This window comes from Micromonospora sp. NPDC005215, assembly GCF_040607915.1.
In the GTDB taxonomy this organism is placed as follows: domain Bacteria; phylum Actinomycetota; class Actinomycetes; order Mycobacteriales; family Micromonosporaceae; genus Micromonospora.
Map to the genome: position 1 here is coordinate 297,571 of NZ_JBEXHQ010000002.1, position 17,933 is coordinate 315,503.

General features: G+C 72.5%; 15 protein-coding genes and 2 pseudogenes. 10 read left to right on the top strand and 7 right to left on the bottom strand.

Going from position 1 to position 17,933, the window contains the following annotated elements; all coding sequences use genetic code 11:
• The first annotated feature begins 1 nt into the window (after position 1).
• From ABZU25_RS03495 to ABZU25_RS03510, 4 genes and pseudogenes are all read left to right on the top strand, one after another.
• Positions 2–856: a DUF3152 domain-containing protein gene (locus ABZU25_RS03495; protein WP_355027722.1), complete on the top strand. Its 855-nt coding sequence runs from the start codon at positions 2–4 to the stop codon at positions 854–856.
• Between the two features lie 191 nt (positions 857–1,047).
• On the top strand, positions 1,048–1,797 hold the full coding sequence (locus ABZU25_RS03500; RefSeq protein WP_355027723.1) for a DUF3152 domain-containing protein: 750 nt from the start codon (positions 1,048–1,050) through the stop codon (positions 1,795–1,797).
• Between the two features lie 55 nt (positions 1,798–1,852).
• Positions 1,853–3,101: pseudogene (gene moeZ / locus ABZU25_RS03505) on the top strand (adenylyltransferase/sulfurtransferase MoeZ).
• A gap of 179 nt (positions 3,102–3,280) precedes the next feature.
• Positions 3,281–4,135, top strand: a complete 855-nt coding sequence (locus ABZU25_RS03510) for a prenyltransferase/squalene oxidase repeat-containing protein (RefSeq protein WP_355027724.1) — start codon at positions 3,281–3,283, stop codon at positions 4,133–4,135.
• A 95-nt stretch (positions 4,136–4,230) separates the two neighbouring features.
• Here ABZU25_RS03510 and ABZU25_RS03515 read toward each other — a convergent pair whose 3' ends face one another.
• Both ABZU25_RS03515 and proB read right to left on the bottom strand, forming a co-directional pair.
• Positions 4,231–5,472, bottom strand: a complete 1,242-nt coding sequence (locus ABZU25_RS03515) for a glutamate-5-semialdehyde dehydrogenase (protein ID WP_355027725.1) — start codon at positions 5,470–5,472, stop codon at positions 4,231–4,233.
• A gap of 91 nt (positions 5,473–5,563) precedes the next feature.
• On the bottom strand, positions 5,564–6,721 hold the full coding sequence (gene proB / locus ABZU25_RS03520) for a glutamate 5-kinase (protein WP_355027726.1): 1,158 nt from the start codon (positions 6,719–6,721) through the stop codon (positions 5,564–5,566).
• Positions 6,722–6,734: 13 nt separating this feature from the next.
• On the opposite strand from proB, the gene ABZU25_RS03525 reads away from it, so the two are divergent.
• Entirely contained in the window at positions 6,735–7,049 is a 315-nt protein-coding gene (locus ABZU25_RS03525; RefSeq protein WP_355027727.1) for an MGMT family protein, read from the top strand.
• Between the two features lie 85 nt (positions 7,050–7,134).
• Here ABZU25_RS03525 and ABZU25_RS03530 read toward each other — a convergent pair whose 3' ends face one another.
• Both ABZU25_RS03530 and ABZU25_RS03535 read right to left on the bottom strand, forming a co-directional pair.
• Positions 7,135–8,349, bottom strand: a complete 1,215-nt coding sequence (locus ABZU25_RS03530; RefSeq protein WP_355027728.1) for a hypothetical protein — start codon at positions 8,347–8,349, stop codon at positions 7,135–7,137.
• Positions 8,342–8,905, bottom strand: a complete 564-nt coding sequence (locus ABZU25_RS03535; protein ID WP_355027729.1) for a SigE family RNA polymerase sigma factor — start codon at positions 8,903–8,905, stop codon at positions 8,342–8,344. Before ABZU25_RS03535 ends, ABZU25_RS03530 begins: the two co-directional genes overlap by 8 nt.
• Positions 8,906–9,090: 185 nt before the next feature.
• On the opposite strand from ABZU25_RS03535, the gene ABZU25_RS03540 reads away from it, so the two are divergent.
• Both ABZU25_RS03540 and ABZU25_RS03545 read left to right on the top strand, forming a co-directional pair.
• On the top strand, positions 9,091–10,482 hold the full coding sequence (locus ABZU25_RS03540; RefSeq protein WP_355027730.1) for an MFS transporter: 1,392 nt from the start codon (positions 9,091–9,093) through the stop codon (positions 10,480–10,482).
• Between the two features lie 26 nt (positions 10,483–10,508).
• Positions 10,509–11,996: an aminotransferase class V-fold PLP-dependent enzyme gene (locus tag ABZU25_RS03545; RefSeq protein WP_355027731.1), complete on the top strand. Its 1,488-nt coding sequence runs from the start codon at positions 10,509–10,511 to the stop codon at positions 11,994–11,996.
• 50 nt (positions 11,997–12,046) lie between these two features.
• Here ABZU25_RS03545 and ABZU25_RS03550 read toward each other — a convergent pair whose 3' ends face one another.
• A complete protein-coding gene (locus ABZU25_RS03550; protein ID WP_355027732.1) occupies positions 12,047–13,249 on the bottom strand; it encodes a hypothetical protein in 1,203 nt (400 codons plus the stop codon).
• Positions 13,242–13,778, bottom strand: coding sequence for a SigE family RNA polymerase sigma factor (locus ABZU25_RS03555; protein WP_355027752.1), 537 nt, complete (start codon positions 13,776–13,778; stop codon positions 13,242–13,244). The genes ABZU25_RS03550 and ABZU25_RS03555 overlap by 8 nt, the downstream gene beginning before the upstream one ends.
• A gap of 220 nt (positions 13,779–13,998) precedes the next feature.
• Here ABZU25_RS03555 and ABZU25_RS03560 point away from each other — a divergent pair, with 220 nt between their 5' ends.
• Together ABZU25_RS03560 and ABZU25_RS03565 are read left to right on the top strand one after the other, a co-directional pair.
• Entirely contained in the window at positions 13,999–14,580 is a 582-nt protein-coding gene (locus ABZU25_RS03560) for an NADH-quinone oxidoreductase subunit B family protein (RefSeq protein WP_355027733.1), read from the top strand.
• 35 nt (positions 14,581–14,615) lie between these two features.
• Complete coding sequence (locus tag ABZU25_RS03565; RefSeq protein WP_355027734.1) at positions 14,616–15,932, top strand: DUF2252 domain-containing protein; 1,317 nt, start codon at positions 14,616–14,618, stop codon at positions 15,930–15,932.
• A 13-nt stretch (positions 15,933–15,945) separates the two neighbouring features.
• On the opposite strand, the gene ABZU25_RS03570 is transcribed toward ABZU25_RS03565, so the two are convergent.
• Complete coding sequence (locus tag ABZU25_RS03570; RefSeq protein ID WP_355027735.1) at positions 15,946–16,992, bottom strand: glucose 1-dehydrogenase; 1,047 nt, start codon at positions 16,990–16,992, stop codon at positions 15,946–15,948.
• Positions 16,993–17,097: 105 nt separating this feature from the next.
• On the opposite strand from ABZU25_RS03570, the pseudogene ABZU25_RS03575 reads away from it, so the two are divergent.
• Positions 17,098–17,664: pseudogene (locus tag ABZU25_RS03575) on the top strand (NADH-quinone oxidoreductase subunit C); the annotation flags it as partial.
• Positions 17,665–17,933 lie beyond the last annotated feature (269 nt).

Here is a 17,933-nt window from a genome sequence, read left to right on the forward strand (position 1 = left end):
GATGCCCAGCTCAGCCCATGTCCCCGGTCGCCGTCAGCGACGTCTCGCGCTGTTCGCCCAACTGGTGGCGGTGGTGTTGGCGGTCGGCGCGGCGGTGACCGTGATCGCCGAAGGGCCCGGTGGGCATCCCGGCGCCGGCCGGTTGGCCGCCGACGAGGTCGTCACGTTGCCGCCGCTGGTGGCCGCGCCGCTGCCGCCGTCGGTCGGCCCGTCGACCTCCGCCGCGGTCGCGTCCAGCCCGTCCCCGGTGCTGCGGGCGCCCGGCGCGGTCCCGAGCGCCGGCACCGGGAGGTTCGGTTACGACGTCCGTTCCGGCCCGGTGCTGGGTCACGCGGGTGGGTTGCGGCGTTACCGGGTCGCTGTGGAGTCGGGCAGCAACGAGGCCGCCGCGGATTTCGCGGAGGCGGTCCGGGTGGCGCTTGCCGGGCCGGGCAGTTGGGTCGACAGCGGCAGGCTGCGGCTCCAACAGGTGCCGGGGGACGCGCCCCGCGACTTCACCGTCTACCTGGCCACCGCCCGCACGGCGGGTCGGATGTGTGCCGACGGCGGGGTGGACATCCGGATCGGGGGTCGGCCGTACACTTCCTGCCGCGCTCCCGGCCAGGTGATCATCAACCTGGATCGGTGGCGGCTGTCCGTGCCGCACTTCGTCTCGGCCCGCGTGCCGCTGGACGTCTACCGGACGTACGTGGTCAACCACGAGGTCGGTCACCAGCTCGGGCACCGGCACGAGCGTTGCCCGGGTGCGGGCCGGCCAGCGCCGGTGATGATGCAGCAGACGCTCTTCCTCAACGGGTGCCGGGTCAACCCGTGGCCGTACCTCGACGGGCGCCGTTACGCCGGCCCTGCCATCTGAACGACCGGCTGACCGGCCGACGCCCCGCCCACCATCAGGCATCATGCCTGAATAGTGGCAAAAACGGAGAAATGCCCGAATAATCTGGCAGGCTCGACGTCATGACGCCGTCGTCCCCTTACGGCCCGCCCTCGCCGCCCGACCGGTCCGGCCGGTCGGCGTACGAAGGCGCGCGTCCCACACTCGCCCGAATGCACCGGCGACGCCGCCGCACCCTGCTGCTCGGCGGGCTCGTGCTCGTACTCGCCGTCGGCGTCGGCGTCGGCGTGACGCTCAACCGGGGCGGCGAGCCGCCAGCCGGCACTCCCGCCACCACCCAGGGCGAGATGGGCCGCGGCGGTGGGGCGGCCGCGCACCCGGCACCCACCAGCTACCCCTCGGTCGGAGCCGGACGCTTCACCGCGGCCGACGGTGCGACGCCAGTGCACGGAACGGACGGGCCGCTGCGCCGTTACCGGGTCGTTGTCGAACGCGGCACCGGCCAGGACGCCGCCGCGTTCGCCGCCAAGGTGGACGAGGTGCTGGCCGACCAGCGCAGTTGGATCGCCTCCGAGGAGCTGCGGGTGCAGCGGGTGGCTGACGCCAGGGCGGCGGACTTCACCATCTACCTGGCCACCCCTGTCACGTCCGAGCGGATGTGCGCCGAGGGCGGGTTGGCCACCGAGCGCTACACCTCCTGCCGGATGCCCGGCCAGGTCGTCATCAACCTGGCGCGCTGGATGGAGGCGGTCCCCGACTACGGTGCTCCGCTGGACACCTACCGCACCTATGTGATCAACCACGAGGTGGGCCACGAGTTCGGCGAGGAGCACGAGGCCTGCCCCGGCCCGGGGGAGCCCGCCCCGGTGATGCAGCAGCAGACGTACGGCCTGCACGGCTGTGTCGCAAACGCCTGGCCCTACCTCGACGACCGTCGCTACGCGGGTGACATCGTCCCCTGAGCGGTCGGGTCGTCGGTTATTCCCGCTCCCGTATCGCGGACCAGTGTCGTCCCTCATGGCCGAGCGGGGCTGCCGCGAGCGACAATGGCGCGGTTCACACCGCCGATCCCGGGGAGTCCACCGTGTCGTTGCCCCCGCTCGTCGAGCCCGCCGCCGAGCTGACCGTTGACGAGATCCGCCGCTACTCACGCCATCTGATCATCCCGGACGTCGGGGTGACCGGGCAGAAGCGGCTGAAGAACGCCCGGGTGCTCTGTGTCGGCGCTGGTGGCCTCGGGTCGCCGGCCCTCCTGTACCTTGCCGCGGCCGGGGTCGGCACGCTGGGCATCATCGACTTCGACACCGTCGACGAGTCCAACCTCCAGCGCCAGATCATCCACGGCGTGTCCGACATCGGCCGGTCCAAGGCCGAGTCCGCCGCCGCGTCGATCCGCGAGATCAACCCCCTGGTCCAGGTGGAGATCCACAACACCGCGCTGGACCGGGAAAACGTCCGGGAGATCTTCGCCCAGTACGACCTGATCGTCGACGGCACCGACAACTTCGCCACCCGTTACATGGTCAACGACGCGGCGGTGCTGCTCGGCAAGCCGTACGTCTGGGGCTCGATCTACCGCTTCGACGGCCAGGCCTCGGTGTTCTGGGCCGAGCACGGCCCCTGCTACCGCTGCCTCTACCCGGAGCCGCCACCGCCCGGCATGGTCCCCTCCTGCGCCGAGGGCGGCGTGCTCGGTGTGCTCTGCGCGTCGATCGGCTCCATCCAGGTGAACGAGGCGATCAAGCTGCTGACCGGCATCGGTGAGCCGCTGGTCGGCCGCCTGATGGTCTACGACGCCCTGGAAATGGAATACCGCAAGATCAAGGTCCGGAAGGACCCGAACTGCGCGCTCTGCGGCGACAACCCGACGGTCACCGACCTGCTGGAAGACTACGAGGACTTCTGCGGCGCGGTCTCCGAGGAGGCCCAGGAGGCGACGCTCGACTCGACCATCACCGCGCTGGAGCTCAAGGAGTGGCAGGACGCCGGCAAGGACATCTTCCTGGTCGACGTACGGGAGCCCGCCGAGTTCGAGATCGTCCGCATTCCGGGCGCCACCCTGATCCCCAAGGGCGACATCATCTCCGGCGAGGCGTTGGCGAAGCTCCCGCAGGACAAGCAGATCGTGCTGCACTGCAAGTCCGGCGTCCGCTCGGCGGAGGCGCTCGCCGCGCTCAAGGCGGCCGGTTTCCGCGACGCCGTGCACGTGCAGGGCGGCGTGCTCTCCTGGATCAAGCAGATCGACCCGTCGCTGCCCGCGTACTGATCGACCGTCTCCGGGGTGGCGGCCAGCCGCCGCCCCGGGGGTGGCTCCCCACACTCGCCGCCCGTCGGCGAATCGACGCGGGGTGACGCCGAGTAGCCCGCGGGCCGGAGCGACGCAGCCACCGCGGGCTGGCCGATTCTCCGAGGCGGCTTGGCGTCTGCGCAGGTAGCGTCTCCGTCGTGGTCGACTTGGAAGCCGCGATCGGGTTCGTCGTGGCGCATGGGGATGCGGTGGAGCGCGCCCGTCTCTCCTGGCTCCGCAACGGCACAACGGTTCCCGTCGAGCTGCTGGAGATCGCCGAGGTCGGCCAGTCACCCGACGGCGGTTGGCCGGCCACCTGGGGCGGCGGGATCGCCTCGATCGATGCCACCTGCTTCCGGCTCGCCGAGCTGGACGACCTGGGCGCGCTCAGCCGTCCTGCCCCGCGCCGCGCACTGGACTGGTTGGCGTCCCGGCAGCAGGCCGACGGTGGTTGGGACGAGGACGCGTCGCTTGCCGACTCAGCTCCGGAGTGGGCCCGGCCCGGTGATCCGGAGGCTCAGTTCCTGCTGTCGGCCAACGCCGGTTTCTGGCTCACCGTCGCCGGTCTGGACGCCCGTGCCTCGGGTCCGCTCGACCATCGGGTCGGCGGGGCGTACGCCGGGGTGGTGCAGGCGGCGGCGCACTCACTCGTCGCGCGGCTGCGGCCGGACGGTAGTTGGCCGTCGTTCCTCGCCGCCGGCTGGTTGGGCGCGGCGGTGCTGCACCGGCAGGAGATGTTCCAGGAGTCGGCGCGGATCCAGGTGGTGCTCGCCGAGCGGATGCCGAAGATGTCCCCGGGTGACGCGGCGTGGCTGGCGGCCACGCTGCGTCGTGCTGGCATCGACCCACAGGACTGGATCATGGTGCGGGCGCTGCGCCGGCTGACCGAGACCCAGCGCAGCGACGGCGGTTGGGAAAGCGACGACGGCCACCAGTTCGACGTGCACACCACACTGTCCGCGATCCGCGCAGTCCGGCCCGCGCCGGCCGCGTCGGGCGTGCCGCGGGGCTGAGTGCCTGATCCACTCGTGATCCCGGAAACTGGGGCGTCCAGGCGAGCCGGACACTCCGACATCCTTGAATCGGAGGGGCCGACTGGCGGTCGCGCCTAACGCAGGTGCCCGTCCCCGGTGACGACGTACTTCGTGCTGGTCAGCTCGGGCAGGCCCATCGGGCCACGGGCGTGCAGCTTCTGGGTGGAGATGCCGATCTCCGCGCCGAACCCGAACTCGCCGCCGTCGGTGAAGCGGGTCGACGCGTTCACCATCACCGCGGCCGAGTCGACCCGCGCGACGAATTCGCGGGCCGCGCTCGCCGAATCGGTGAGGATCGCCTCGGTGTGCCCGGTGCCGTAGCGCCGGATGTGCCCGACGGCAGCGTCCAGCGAGTCGACCACCGCGACCGAGATGTCGGCGGACAGGTACTCGGTGGCGAAGTCCTCCTCGGTGGCCGGGACCACGGCGGCGGAGTAGGCGGCCACCTCGGGGGAGCCGTGCACTGTCACCCTGGCCTCGGCGAAGGCGGCCAGCATCGGCGGCAGAAACGCGTCGGCGACGCCGGCGTGCACCAGCAGCGACTCAGCGGTGTTGCAGGTGGACAGGCGCTGCGTCTTGGCGTTCAACGTCACCGCGACGGCGCGCGACACGTCGGCGGCGGCGTCCACGTAGACGTGGCAGTTACCCACCCCGGTCTCGATCACCGGCACCGTCGACTCCTCGACCACGGTGCGGATCAGGGACGCGCCACCGCGGGGGATGAGCACGTCGACAAGCCCTCGGGCGCGCATCAGCTCCTTTACCGAGTCGCGGGAGCTGGCGTCGAGCAGTTGCACCGCGTCGGCGGGCAGCCCGGCCCCGGCGACCGCGTCGCGCAGCACCGCGACCAGCGCGGCGTTGGAGTGCGCGGCCGACGACGACCCGCGCAGCAGCGCCGCGTTGCCGGACTTCAGGCAGATCCCGGCGGCGTCCACTGTGACGTTCGGCCGCGCCTCGTAGATGATGCCGACCACCCCGAACGGCACCCGGATCTGGCGCAACTCCAGCCCGTTGGGCAGTGTGGAACCGCGTACCACCTCGCCGACCGGGTCGGGCAGCGCGGCCATCTGGCGCAGCGCGTCGGCGATGCCGACCACCCGGCCCGCGTCGAGGGCGAGCCGGTCCAGCACGGCCGCGCTCAGCCCGGCCTCCCCGCCGGCCGCCAGGTCCGTCTCGTTCGCGGTCAGGATCTCCGGGGTACGCGCCACCAGCGCGTCGGCCATCGCCACCAGCGCGGCGTCCTTGACCGTACGCGTTGCCACTGCCAACTCCGCGGCGGCGTCCCGCGCCCGACGGGCCTGCTCGACGACACTCATGCCGACACTCCGCTTCGCTCCGCGCCGGCCTGGGGCACCGCCGCCCCGAGTTGATGATTCGTTCGCTGGCGCTCGCTCATGCCGACACTCCTCACAGCAGGACGAGGTCGTCGCGGTGGACGACCTCTCGTTCGTACGCCGGGCCGAGCGCCGCGGCGAGTTCGGACGTGGAGCGCCCGAGCAGCCCCGGCAGCTCCACCGCGTCGTAGTTGACCAACCCACGGGCGACCGACGCGCCGGCGGTGTCCACCAGGTCCACCGGGTCGCCAGCGGTGAAGGTGCCGTCCACGGCGGTGATGCCGGCGGGTAGCAGCGACTTGCGCCGGCCGACGACGGCGGCCACCGCGCCCGGGTCGAGGTGCAGCCGCCCCCGGGGCGACGTGGCGTGGGCCAGCCAGAACAGCCGGGCTGTCGGGCGTTGCCGTTGCGGATGGAACAGGGTGCCGACCGGGTCGCCGGCCAGGGCCGGCGCGGCCAGGTCGGCGGCGGTGAGCACCACCGGGATGCCGAAGCCGGTGGCGATCCGGGCGGCCTCGACCTTGGTCACCATGCCGCCGGTGCCGACGCCGGAGCGGCCGGCTCCGCCGATGGTGATCCCGGCGAGGTCCGCGTCGTCACGGACCTCCGCGATCCGGGTCGAGTGCGGATTGGTGGGGTCGCCGGTCCAGAGCGCGTCCACGTCGGAGAGGAGCACCAGCAGGTCGGCGTGCACCAGCGCGGCGACCAGGGCGGCCAGCCGATCGTTGTCGCCGAACCGGATCTCCTGGGTGGCCACCGTGTCGTTCTCGTTGACGATCGGCACTGCCCCCAGGTCGAGCAGCTTGCGCAGCGTCCGGTACGCGTTGCGGTAGTGCGCCCGTCGGGTCACGTCGTCGACGGTGAGCAGCACCTGCCCGACGGTGCGACCGTGCCGGGCGAAGCTGGCCGCGTACCGGCCGATCAGGAGGCCCTGCCCGACGCTGGCGGCGGCCTGCTGGGTGGCCAGGTCGCGCGGGCGTCGGGGCAGCCCGAGCGGGGCGAGGCCGGCGGCGATCGCGCCGGAGGAGACCAGCACCACCTCGCGTCCCTCGCTGGTCAGTCGGCCGAGGGTGTCGACAAGCGTGTCGACGCGCTCGTCGGCCAGCCCGCCGGTCGCGGTGGTCAACGAGGAGGATCCGATCTTGACGACGACCCGCCGGGCCGCCGTGACTGCGTCGCGCACCCGACCATTCTGCGTGGTCACCGCCGCACCGCCCGGCGGCGTTCCCATATGGTGGCGGATTGTGACTCCTGACGAGTACGTCGAGGCGGTGCTCGACCTGGTCGAGCGGATCCCGGCGGGCCGGGTGATGTCGTACGGCGGGGTCGCCGATGCGCTCGCCGAGCGTTCGGGTCGTGCCTCGGCGCGGCTGGTGGGCAACATCATGGCCCGACACGGCGGCTCGGTGCCGTGGCATCGGGTGGTGACGGCGGGTGGCCGGTTGCCGCCGGGGCATGAGCGGGAGGCACGGTCCCGGCTGCGCGCCGAGGGGGCGCCGCTGCGCGGCGAGGGCGTGGACATGGCGGCGGCCGGTTGGTCTCCGGACGGAGAAGGCTGACCGACGCGAGACGCGCGTGGTGGCTGCCGCCCCGGCCAGCAGACGGTGCCCCGTCCCGGCAGGGGACAGGGCACCGCGCGGTGGTTCAGAAGCGAATCGGAGAGGTCACCTCGTTGTCGTCCTTCTTCAGGTCGGGCCACCAGCGGTCCTGGGCGTCGCAGTGGAAGACGAAGAACCGCTGGGTCTGCGCGTCGGCTCTCGGCGTGCCCGGCACCAGCTGGACGAAGGTGTAACGGCGCGACTCACCGACCGGAACCCCCGGCAGCAGGCACGTCGGGTTGTCAGCCTGGAGCGAGGGGTTCGGGTCGCACCGGGACCAGTCGCCGCCCTTCCGCTCGCCCGCCTCGATGCCGTGGAATGCGACCTGGGGCGCGTCGATCGGCCCGGCGTTGGTGACAGTGAACACCGTGGTGAGGGTGCGTCGGGTGTCCGCACCGGGAACGTCGACCAGCTCGTGGGTCATGCTCATCCTCAGGTCGGTGAGCCGGGGATCCTTGCCGAACGCCGTGGGGCCGTCGGTCTGGTTGAACCGCTCGCCGTCCCACCGGTACGTCCGCACCTGCTCCCGTTGCAGGTAGCCCGGTGTGCCGCAGCAGGGCTGGATGTCCGCCACCCGCACCTCGACCGACCCGGACCTGTCGACCTCCGTCGCGAGGACGTCCCGGAGCCCTTCGCCGGTCCGGAACACTCTGCCCAGCGTCACGATCCGGCCGTCCCGGTCCCGGTCGAAGGCCACCACCTGCTTCGCCGACGCCTCGCCGTACCGGCAGGAGACGACGGCGATGGTCTCGACGGCGCCGTCGCCATCGAGGTCTCCGTACCTGAACGCGTGCTCTGCCAGCTCCGACACGTAGGTGTCGTCCGTGTCGGTTCGGAGCCGAACCTTGGCGGTGGCGCAGCCGCCCTCCATCTCGCCCGGCTGCCAATTCGGCAGGTCGACCCGCGCGGCGAGCAGTTGGGCCCGACTGATCCGCCCGTCCGGGGCGGTGGGGGCGATGCTCGACGACGGTGACCCGGTCGGGGGCGGCGGCGTCGGCGGCGCCGACGGGGGCGGGGGCGTCGGTGTGACCGACTCCGCCGGCACCGGCGGATTCCGGTCGTCGTTGTTGAGCGCGGCGTTGGCGACGACGGGGGCCACCACCAGCACGACAGCCACCGCGGCCGCGGCCACCGCCGCCATCCGCCGTCGTCGGCGCAGCAGCTGTCGGGCCTGGTCGGGACCGGGACCGGCGACGCTGCTGATCACGTCATTGCGGTACGCGCCGAGCCGCTGGCGCAGTCGCGGGTCGAGGTCAGACATCGCACACCCCCTCGGTGTTCTCGTCGAGCAGCCCGGCCAGGGCTGTCCGGCCGCGGTGCAACCAGGACTTCACGGTGCCCTCGGCCACCCCTTCCTGGGCGGCGATCTGGCTGACCGACAGGTCGGCCAGGTAGTGCAGGATGACCGCGCGGCGGTGGTTGGCGGGCAGTTGGGCCAGCGCCGCGTCGATGGCGACGCGGTCGGGTGTCGGGCCGGCCACCTCGGCCTCGGTGCGCCGTTGTCGCAGCAGGTGGTTGCGGGCGGTACGCAGGCGTCGCCAGCGGCTTCGGGCCAGATTCCAGGCGACCCGGCGGACCCAGGCCACCGGGTCGTCGTAGCGGACCAGGCGGTCCCAGCGGGCCAGCGCTCGGTAGAACGCCTCCTGGGCCAGGTCCTGGGCATGGCCCAGGTCGCCGGTGTACGCACACAGTTGGGCGGTCACGCTGCCGAAGTGCGCGTGGTAGAAGTCGTCGAAGGTGATCGTCTCCTCGACCACCGCACCGGCCGTTCGTGCCGCCGGTGGCTCGTTGGCGCGGGCCCCCATCGTTGCTGTCACTGCCCCTCCCCCGTCACCGCCGGACTGGTTTGCCCCTCGGCGCTGGTAACACTCCAAGACTGCGGAGGCGGTTGCGGGCTTCGCTGCCGGTAACCCGACGGTGTGGATGTCCGGGACGGGCCGGCGGGTTGATCACCAGATGAGGGGATGTGACCTCCGACGCAACGTGAGTAATATTCGGCCCCATGAAAACGCCGCCGAGCGCCGGCTCGCTGCCTCGACGGGTGCACGCCGGCTACGCGCTCGGCTCCCTGGCGACCGGTGCGTTCGGCACCGTGCCCGGTCTGCTGCTGCTGCCATACCTGACCGACACGCTGGGCGTGGCCGCCGGTCTGGCCGCCCTGCTGGTGCTGCTGCCGAAAGCCTGGGACGTGCTTGTCAACCCGGTCGCCGGGCGGATCTCCGACCGCACCCGATCGCCCTGGGGCGCCCGCCGGCCGTACCTGCTCATCGGCGGCCTCGCGCTCGCCGTCCTGTTCGCGTCGATCTTCGCCGCGCCGTTCGGCAACGGCTCGGCCGCCGCCGCGTACGTGACGTTCGCTTTCCTCGCCACCGCCACCGCGTTCGCCTTCTTCCAGGTGCCGTACGTGGCGATGCCGGCGGAGCTGACCGACGACTACACCGAGCGCACCCGGCTGATGAGCTGGCGGATCGCGGTGCTGGCGCTGGCCATCCTGGTCTCCGGCGCGATCGCGCCGCTGGTGGTGACCGCCGGCGGGGACGGCGTGGCCGGACACCGGTGGATGGGCCTGTTCGTGGCGGTGCTGATCGCCCTCGGCGCCCTCGGCGCGTTCCTCGGCACCCGGTCCGCGCCGACCGGCACGGTGAGCGGGAGCGAGCCGACCCTGCGCGCCCAACTCGCCGTGGCCGCCGCCAACCGCCCCTTCCGCGCGCTGCTGATCTGTTTCGTCGTGCAGTCCGCCGGGGTGGCGACGATCCTGGCCGGGGTCAACTACTTCGCGGCGCAGATCCTGCGCGACGACAAGAGCGGGCCGACAGTGCTCTTCGTCTGCTTCGTCGGGCCGGCGCTGCTGGTGATGCCGATCTGGTCCCGGGTCGGTGCCCGGCTCGGCAAGCGGACCGCGCTGGTCGCCGCCTCGCTGATCCTCGCCGTGGGAGCGCTCGCCCTGGTCGCCGCGCCGGTGCTTCCGACGGTCGCCGTCTACCTGGTGGTCGCGGTGATCGGCGTCGGGTACGCCGGACAGCAGGTCTTCGCGCTGGCGATGCTGCCAGACTGCATCGCGTACGACACCAAGCGCACCGGTCGGCGACAGGCGGGTGTCTTCACCGGCCTGTGGACGGCCGGGGAAACTCTCGGTCTGGCGCTGGGCCCGGGCATCTACGGCCTGGTGCTCCAGCTTGCCGGCTACGTGTCCTCCGACACCGGCTCGGCAGCGGTCCAGTCGGACTCGGCCCGGCTGGGCGTCCTCCTCGGCTTCACGCTGATCCCGGCCCTGTTGATCGCCCCGCCGATCCTCCTGCTTCGCCAATACACCCTCACCCCCGGCCACCTGACCCCCGAGCCGCAGGACGTTCCGGGCGGTCCGGGAGTTGTGCTCGGGGACGAACGCCGTTGAGGTCACGAGAAGGGCACCAGCACTTGATGATCGACGAGAGCACTGTCGAGGGCCGGGTCGCGTTGCCTCTCGGGGTCGCGGCTGAGGTTGCGCTCGACGAGGTTCGGCAGTTGCGCGCCGGCGACCGGCCGACCCACGGGGGGCAGTTGTTCGCGTACGTCTACGACCCCGCCGTACCGGGCCTGGACGAGCTGACCGCCGCCGCGCATCGGGAGAGCGCACACGTCAACGGGCTGGACCCGACCGCGTTTCCGTCCCTGCTGGCCATGGAGAACGCCCTGGTGGGCGCCGCCGGCCGGGTGCTCGGCGCCGGTCCGGGCACCACCGCCCCGGACGTCGTCGGCAGCGTCACCGGTGGCGGCACCGAGTCGCTGATCCTCGCCGTCAAGACGGCCCGGGACGCGCACCCGGAGATCGCCGCGCCCCGGATCGTGGTGCCGTCGACAGCGCACGCCGCGTTCGCCAAGGCGGCGCACTACCTGCGGGTGGCGCTGGACGTGGTGCCGGTGTCCCCGGACACGCTGCGCCCCGACCCGACCGCGATGGCCGCCGCGATCCGCCCGGAGACGGTGCTTGTCGCCTGCTCCGCCCCGTCGTACGCGCACGGGGTGGTGGACCCGGTCGCGGAGATCGCGGCGGTGGCCGCCGACGCCGGGGTGCGCTGCCACGTGGACGCCTGCTTCGGCGGCTGGACCCTGCCGTACCTGCGCCGCCTCGGCGAGCCGGTGCCGGCGTTCGACTTCGCGGTACCCGGGGTCACCTCCATCTCGGTGGACCTGCACAAGTACGCGTACGCCCCGAAGGGCGTGTCGGTGCTGCTGCACCGGGACGCCGCTCTCCGCGCCCCGCAGTACTTCGCGTACGCGGACTGGCCCGGCTACACGATGATCAACCCGGTGATCGCGTCCACCCGCTCGGGCGGGCCGATCGCCGCCGCGTACGCCACTGTGCGGCACCTCGGCGACGACGGCTACCTGCGGCTGGCCGAAGTCACCCGGGACGCGGTCGCCGGCCTGGCCGACGCGGTCCGCGCCGTCGACGGGCTGCGGTTGCTGGCCGAGCCCGAGTCGACAGTGGTCTGCTTCACCGCCACCGAGGGTGGCCCCGACCTGTTCGTGCTTGTCGACGAGCTGACCGCGCGCGGCTGGCACACCCAGCCCCAACTGTCCTACGCGGGGCTGCCGGCGAGTGTGCACCTCACGGTGACCGCCTCGGTCGCGCCCCGAGTCGCCGAGTTCGGGCCCGACCTGGTCGAGGCGGTGGCCGCCGCCCGGACGGCCGGTCCGGTCGCCCTCCCGCCCGAGCTGGTGGCGCTGGCGACGTCGCTGACCCCGGACGCCCTCACGCCCGAACGTGTCGCCGGACTCGCCGCCGGGCTCGGACTCGGTGGCGTCGGCACGGCGACGCCGGACCGGCTGGCGGTGGTGAACACACTGCTCGACGCCGCCCCGCCAGCGTTGCGCGAACGGCTGCTCGTGGAGTTCGTCGGACTGCTGCAACGTCCCACCTGGTGACGCCGCCGGTCCGGTCCGCTGTCGCCTGACGGCGGACCGGACCGACCGGTTCAGCGGTAGCTGATCGAGACGGTGTTGTCCACGTCGTAGACCTCCTCGACGAAGTCGAAGTTGGCGTCCATCGCCCGGACGTCCACGTCGGCCCTGCCGGTGCCGACTGTGGTGCCCGCCGGAACCCGAAAGCCCAACGTCAGTTGGATCTCCTTGCCGGCTTCGAGCCGGTTCAGGTCGCACGTCACCGGCTCCCGGGTCGTCTCCGGGTCGTTACGGCACGTCGCCCAACCACTGCCGTCCGGGCGGACCTCCGCCGGCAGGCCCAGCCGCAGAGCCACGTAGGCGGCCGGCCCGGCCCCGTTGCGGATGCGTACGGTGACCGCGCCGACCCTGGAGCCGTCGGCAGCGTCGGCGAGCACCAGATTCGTGGCGGTGACGACAAGGTTGACGTCGTGCCGGTTCGGACCGAAGCTCGTCGGCCCGGAGACCTGGGCGAAGGCGTCGCCCTTCCAGCGGTAGCCCCGCCACTGCCTCTGTGACCAGTCGGCGGGCCAGCCGCCCCCGGGAGCGATGTCACCCACCTGCACGCGGACCGTGCCGTCGCCCACCACGTCGAGGGCGAACAGCCACTGCGGCTTGTCGATGGTCGTCGCCACCACGCGGCCGAGCGTGACCACCTTCCCCCGCTCGTCCCGGTCGAAGGCGACCACCTGCATGGGACCGCGGGTGCCGAGCACGCACTGCACGAGCGCCACCGTCTCCACCGCCCCGTCAGCGTCGACGTCGCCGTGGTCGAGCGCCACGAGCCAGTTGACCCCCTCGCGGTCGTCGCCGCTGATCCGCACGGCCGACGTCGGGCAGCCAGGCCCGGCCCGCCACGCCGGCAGGGTCACCGATGCGCCGAGCAACTGCGCCCGGCTGATCCGGCCGTCAGGCACTGCGGAGCCGGGGCCGCCACTGTTCACGGCGGGGCTGGGAGTCGGGCTCGTCGAGCCATCCGGCGTGGGCGACACCGACATGCTCGGCGTCGGGTCGACCGGACCCGGCCGACGGTCCGGGCCGTTCATCGCCGCGTACCCGATGGCGGACCCGCCGAACAGCGCGAGCACGGTCGTGGCGGTGGCCCCCCACCGGCGTCGGTTGCGGCCTCGTACCGTCCGCCGGACGGCGGCGGGGCCGGGCACCTCGACCTTGTCCAGCACGGTACGGCGGTACTGGGCAAATTCCTCGGCGAGGCCGAGGGTCTCCTGCTCAGACATTCCGCACCTCCTCGTTGGTGTCCCGCAGGTGGGTCGCGAGGGCAGTCCGGCCCCGGTGCAGCCAGGATTTGACGGTGCCCTCGGCAACCCGCTCCTCGGCGGCGATCTCGGCGACCGACAGATCGGCGAGGTAGTGCAGAACGACAGCCCGCCGCTGCTTCGGCGGCAACTTCGCCAACGCGACGTCGAGGGCGACCCGGTCGGGGCTCGGCCCGGCGACGTGGGCCTCCCGCTGCCGCAGCAGCCACGACTGGGCGGTCCGCAGCCGCCGCCAGCGGTTGTGTCCGAGGTTCCAGGCGACCTTGCGGACCCAGGCCAACGGGTCCTCGTACCCGGCGAGCCGGTCCCAGCGGGCGTACGCCCGGCAGAACGCCTCCTGGACCAGGTCCTGCGCCTGCCCGCGGTCACCCGTGTACGCGGTCAACTGCACAACCAGCCCGCGGAAGTGGGCGTGGTAGAAGTCGTCGAAGACCAGTTCGGTGGCCGTCGGGGTGAAGTTGCCCGGACTGTCCGGCGGTCGCCCACCCACCCGCACGTCTCTCGTCACAACCACTCGCCCTCCCCCTGGTGGCCGCTGGCGGCATGTTCTCCAGCATCAGTCACACGGGCGGACGCGCCGGTAGGTTGCGCGTCGATCTATGTCGATTCGTTGTCGGGTCCGGGACAGTCGGCCGGGCACCCGGGCAGCTCACCGCCGGGCCGCGTCGACGCTGCCTGTGATTCACTGTCGGGGAGGAGAGGGGGCGCTCGTGCAGCTGCCGGGAGTGCTCGGCGAGCCGATCCGGTTCGTGCTGAACTGGGGCCGCCGCTACTCGCTCTGGGTGTTCAACTTCGGGCTGGCCTGCTGCGCGATCGAGTTCATCGCCACCAGCATGGGTCGGCACGACTTCATCCGGCTCGGCGTGATCCCGTTCGCCCACGGTCCCCGACAGGCCGACCTCATGGTGGTGTCCGGCACGGTGACCGACAAGATGGCGCCGGCGATCAAGCGGCTCTACGACCAGATGCCCGAACCGAAGTACGTCATCTCGTTCGGCGCCTGCTCCAACTGCGGCGGCCCCTACTGGGATTCGTACTCGGTGACCAAGGGCGTCGACCAGCTCATCCCGGTCGACGTCTACGTGCCCGGCTGCCCACCCCGGCCGGAGGCACTACTGCACGGCATCCTGCGCCTACAGGAAAAGATCGCCGCCGAGCAGTCCGGCGTCGGCGGTGTGCCGCAACGGGACCTGCTGGCCTCCCCGCTGGACGCCCCGCCCCGCGAAGCCGCCGCCCCGCGCTCCGTCGACTCGCTCACCGCCGCGCCGGTACGCCCACCCGCCACGAACTGACGTACGGGTGGCCGGGCCGGGCTAGCCTGCGCATCATGACCAGCTCCACAGACCAGCGGTCCACCCACATCGTCGACGTGCTCACCGAGGAGTTCGGCGCGTCGATGGCGATCGACCCGGCCGCCTTCCGCCGCAAGTTCCGGAAGATGGCCGCGTCTCCGTTCGCCTTCTACCGGGGCAGCGCCGCGCTGTTCTACGCCGACCAGCGCGGCGACTTCGCCGACGACCGGTTCCTCGACGAGCGGACCAGCCGGGTGTGGATCCACGGTGACCTGCACGCGGAGAACTTCGGCACCTACATGAACGCGTCCGGGCAACTCGTGTTCAACGTCAACGACTTCGACGAGGCGTACGTCGGGCCGTTCACCTGGGACCTGCGCCGACTCGCGGCCAGCGTGGCGCTGCTCGGCTACGGCAAGGCTCTCTCCGACACGTCGATCGGCGATCTGGTCGCCGGCTTCGCCCGGTCGTACCTGACGGAGCTGCGGGCGATCGCCGCCGGCGGCGACGACGCGATCGGCTCGATCACCCTGGAGAACGCCGACGGGGTGCTGCGCCGGGTGCTCCAGCAGGCCCGACTCAACACCCGCGTGGACCTGCTCGCCACGCAGACGACCATCGACAACTACGAACGGCGGTTCTCCGTCGGTGACGGGGTCTTCGAGGTCGACGACGCCACCCGGGACCGGGTGTGCGCCGCCTTCGAGGACTACCTGGGCACCCTGCCGACCGCCTCGACGCAGCTCCGGCCGGTGGCGGCGCGGATCAAGGACGTGGTGCTGCGCAAGGGCGTGGGCATCGGGTCCGCCGGGCTGCCGTCGTACAACCTGCTGCTGGAGGGGCACACCCAGGCCCTGGAGAACGACGTCGTCATCTACATGAAGCAGGCGCAGGTGCCGGCCGTGGCGCGGTACGTCACCGACGAGTCGGTCCGCGGCTACTTCCAGCACCAGGGGCACCGGACCGCCGAATCGCAGCGGGCGTTGCAGGCGCACGCCGACCCGTGGCTGGGCTTCACCGAGCTCGACGGGGCCGGTCAGCTCGTCGCCGAGGTCTCCCCGTACGCCGCGGACCTGGACTGGTCGGACGTGAACGAGCCGGAGGAGTTGACCGGGGTCCTCGTCGACCTGGGCCGGGCGGTGGCCCGGATGCACTCGGTCGCCGACGACGAGTCCAGCCACGACCTGGTGGACTATTCCACCGAGGAGGCGATCGTGGCAGCGGTGGACGCCGACGAGCCGGGCTTCGTCGCCCACCTTGTGGATTTCGCCCACGCGTACGGGGTGCGCGCCCGGCAGGACCACCAGCTCTTCGTCGACCTGTTCCGCAACGGCCGGCTGCCGGGCATCTGAGCGGGGGCGGCGCTCAGGAGGCGAACTCCAGCACCACCTTGATGTCGTCCGGCCCGGGGGTGTACGCGTCGGCGTACCTGTTCGCCGGCACCCGACGGGTGATCAGCGACTCCAACCAGACCTGGTCGGCGCGGGCCAGCGCCTGCGCCGCCATGTTCCAGTGCCGCCGGTTGGCGTTCACCGAGCCGAAGACCACGTTGTTCTCCAGCACCAACGCCCGGTTGAGGGCGCCGGCGTCGAAGTCGATGCTCCGACCACCGCTGGACACCCCGGCCAGGCAGACGATCCCGGTCGGGCCCGCCTTGCACATGACGTCGAGGACCACAGTGGGCGCGCCGGTGCACTCGATCACCACGTCCGGTTCGAAGGGCAGGTCGTTGACCGGCACCGCGTGGTAGGTGGCGCCGAGCCCGGCGACCAGTTCCGGCTTCGGCCCGTCGGTGGCCCGGTCGAGCACGTGGACGGAGAGCCCGCGCTGGGTGCCGAGCAGGGCGGCCAGCAGCCCGATCGGCCCCGCCCCGGTGACCAGGACGGTCTGCGGCTGCCACTCGGCCCGGTGCCCGATCCGCTCGATGTGGTCCCAGGCCTTCGCCACCACGCTTGTCGGCTCCAACAGCACGCCGACCTGGGCCAGCGCCGGGTCGAGCCCGACCGCGAACCGGGGCTCGATCCGCCAGCGGTCGCGGGCGAACCCGGGTAGCGCCTTGATGCCGTGTTCGGTGTACAGACCGTTGCGGCACATGTCCCACTCGCCTACCGCGCAGTTGGGGCAGGGGACGGGGTCGGGATGCCGGACGATCCCGGCCACCAGGTCACCGGGTTGCAGCGTGCCGCTGGCGTCCTCGATCACCCGGCCCAGCGACTCGTGCCCGATGACCAGGCGGTCCGCACCCGGCGGCGCCTCGCCGTACTCCCCGGCGATGATCTCGTGGTCCGTGCCGCAGATCCCGACCGCCAGCGCCTCGACCAGCACCGAGCCTTCCTCGGCAGCCGGCTCCGGCTGATCCTCGACGAGGCTCAGTGAGTTGGCGACTCCGGGTTGCACAGTCACAGCGCGCACGTCCTCATCTTTCCCCGCCGGGGGTCGCGCCGCTTGCAAAGCCGGCAGATCACCGGGCCTCGGCGGCGGCCAGGCGTGGACCCGACCGGCACTAGGATCAGCGGCATGACTCCCGAAGAGGTCGGCGCTCGGCTGGTCGCGCTGCTCGCGCCGGTTGCGGCGACCCCGTCGGTCTCCGGCGGGCAACGGTTCGCCCGCGCCACCGTGGACGTCCCGCCGGACAGCTGGCTGACCGCTGTCCGGGCCGCCCGCGACGACGACGCCTTGGCCTGCGACTTTTTCGACTGGCTCTCCGCGGTCGACGAGTTGACCGACGGCTTCGACGTGGTGGCGCACCTCTGGTCGACGCGGCTGCGCCACGGTGTGCTGCTGCGCACCCGGTTGCCGCGCGACGCGCCAACGGTCGCCTCGGTGGTCGAGGTCTACCCCGGTGCCGCCTGGCACGAGCGGGAGACGCACGAGATGTTCGGCATCGACTTCGCCGGCCATCGGGACCTGCTGCCGCTGCTGCTGCCGCCGGAGTTCGAGGGGCACCCGCTCCGCAAGGAGTTCGTGCTCGCTTCCCGGGTGGCGAAGCCCTGGCCGGGCGCGAAGGAACCGGGCGAGTCCGAGGCCGGTGGTGGACGGCGGCCGATCCGCCCACCGGGCGTTCCCGCTCCGGGCGAGTGGGGGACCACGCCCACCCCGGCCGGTGCCGGTGGGGTGGGGGAGGGTCCGCGTGGCGGCACCCCGGCCCGCCCGGCCGGTGAGCGTCCGGCGCGGCCCGCGCCGGGGACCCGTCCGGCGCGTACTCCCCGGTCTGCCGCAGGTGACGACGGCCCGGCCGCGCCCGCGCAACCCGCGCCCGCTGACGGCTCGCCCGCGCCTGCGCCTGCGCGACCCGCGCCTGCTGACGGCCCGGCCGCGCCCGCGCCGCCGGCGCCTGCTGACGGCTCGCCCGC

Bases quoted from the DNA above. Each gene is read 5' to 3' on its own strand.
- ABZU25_RS03530 (WP_355027728.1), bottom strand. From the start codon at position 8,349: ATGTCTGACCTCGACCCGCGACTGCGCCAGCGGCTCGGCGCGTACCGC.
- ABZU25_RS03540 (WP_355027730.1), top strand. From the start codon at position 9,091: ATGAAAACGCCGCCGAGCGCCGGCTCGCTGCCTCGACGGGTGCACGCC.
- ABZU25_RS03495 (WP_355027722.1), top strand. From the start codon at position 2: ATGCCCAGCTCAGCCCATGTCCCCGGTCGCCGTCAGCGACGTCTCGCG.
- proB (WP_355027726.1), bottom strand. From the start codon at position 6,721: ATGGGAACGCCGCCGGGCGGTGCGGCGGTGACCACGCAGAATGGTCGG.
- ABZU25_RS03515 (WP_355027725.1), bottom strand. From the start codon at position 5,472: ATGAGTGTCGTCGAGCAGGCCCGTCGGGCGCGGGACGCCGCCGCGGAG.
- ABZU25_RS03550 (WP_355027732.1), bottom strand. From the start codon at position 13,249: ATGTCTGAGCAGGAGACCCTCGGCCTCGCCGAGGAATTTGCCCAGTAC.
- ABZU25_RS03565 (WP_355027734.1), top strand. From the start codon at position 14,616: ATGACCAGCTCCACAGACCAGCGGTCCACCCACATCGTCGACGTGCTC.
- ABZU25_RS03545 (WP_355027731.1), top strand. From the start codon at position 10,509: ATGATCGACGAGAGCACTGTCGAGGGCCGGGTCGCGTTGCCTCTCGGG.
- ABZU25_RS03500 (WP_355027723.1), top strand. From the start codon at position 1,048: ATGCACCGGCGACGCCGCCGCACCCTGCTGCTCGGCGGGCTCGTGCTC.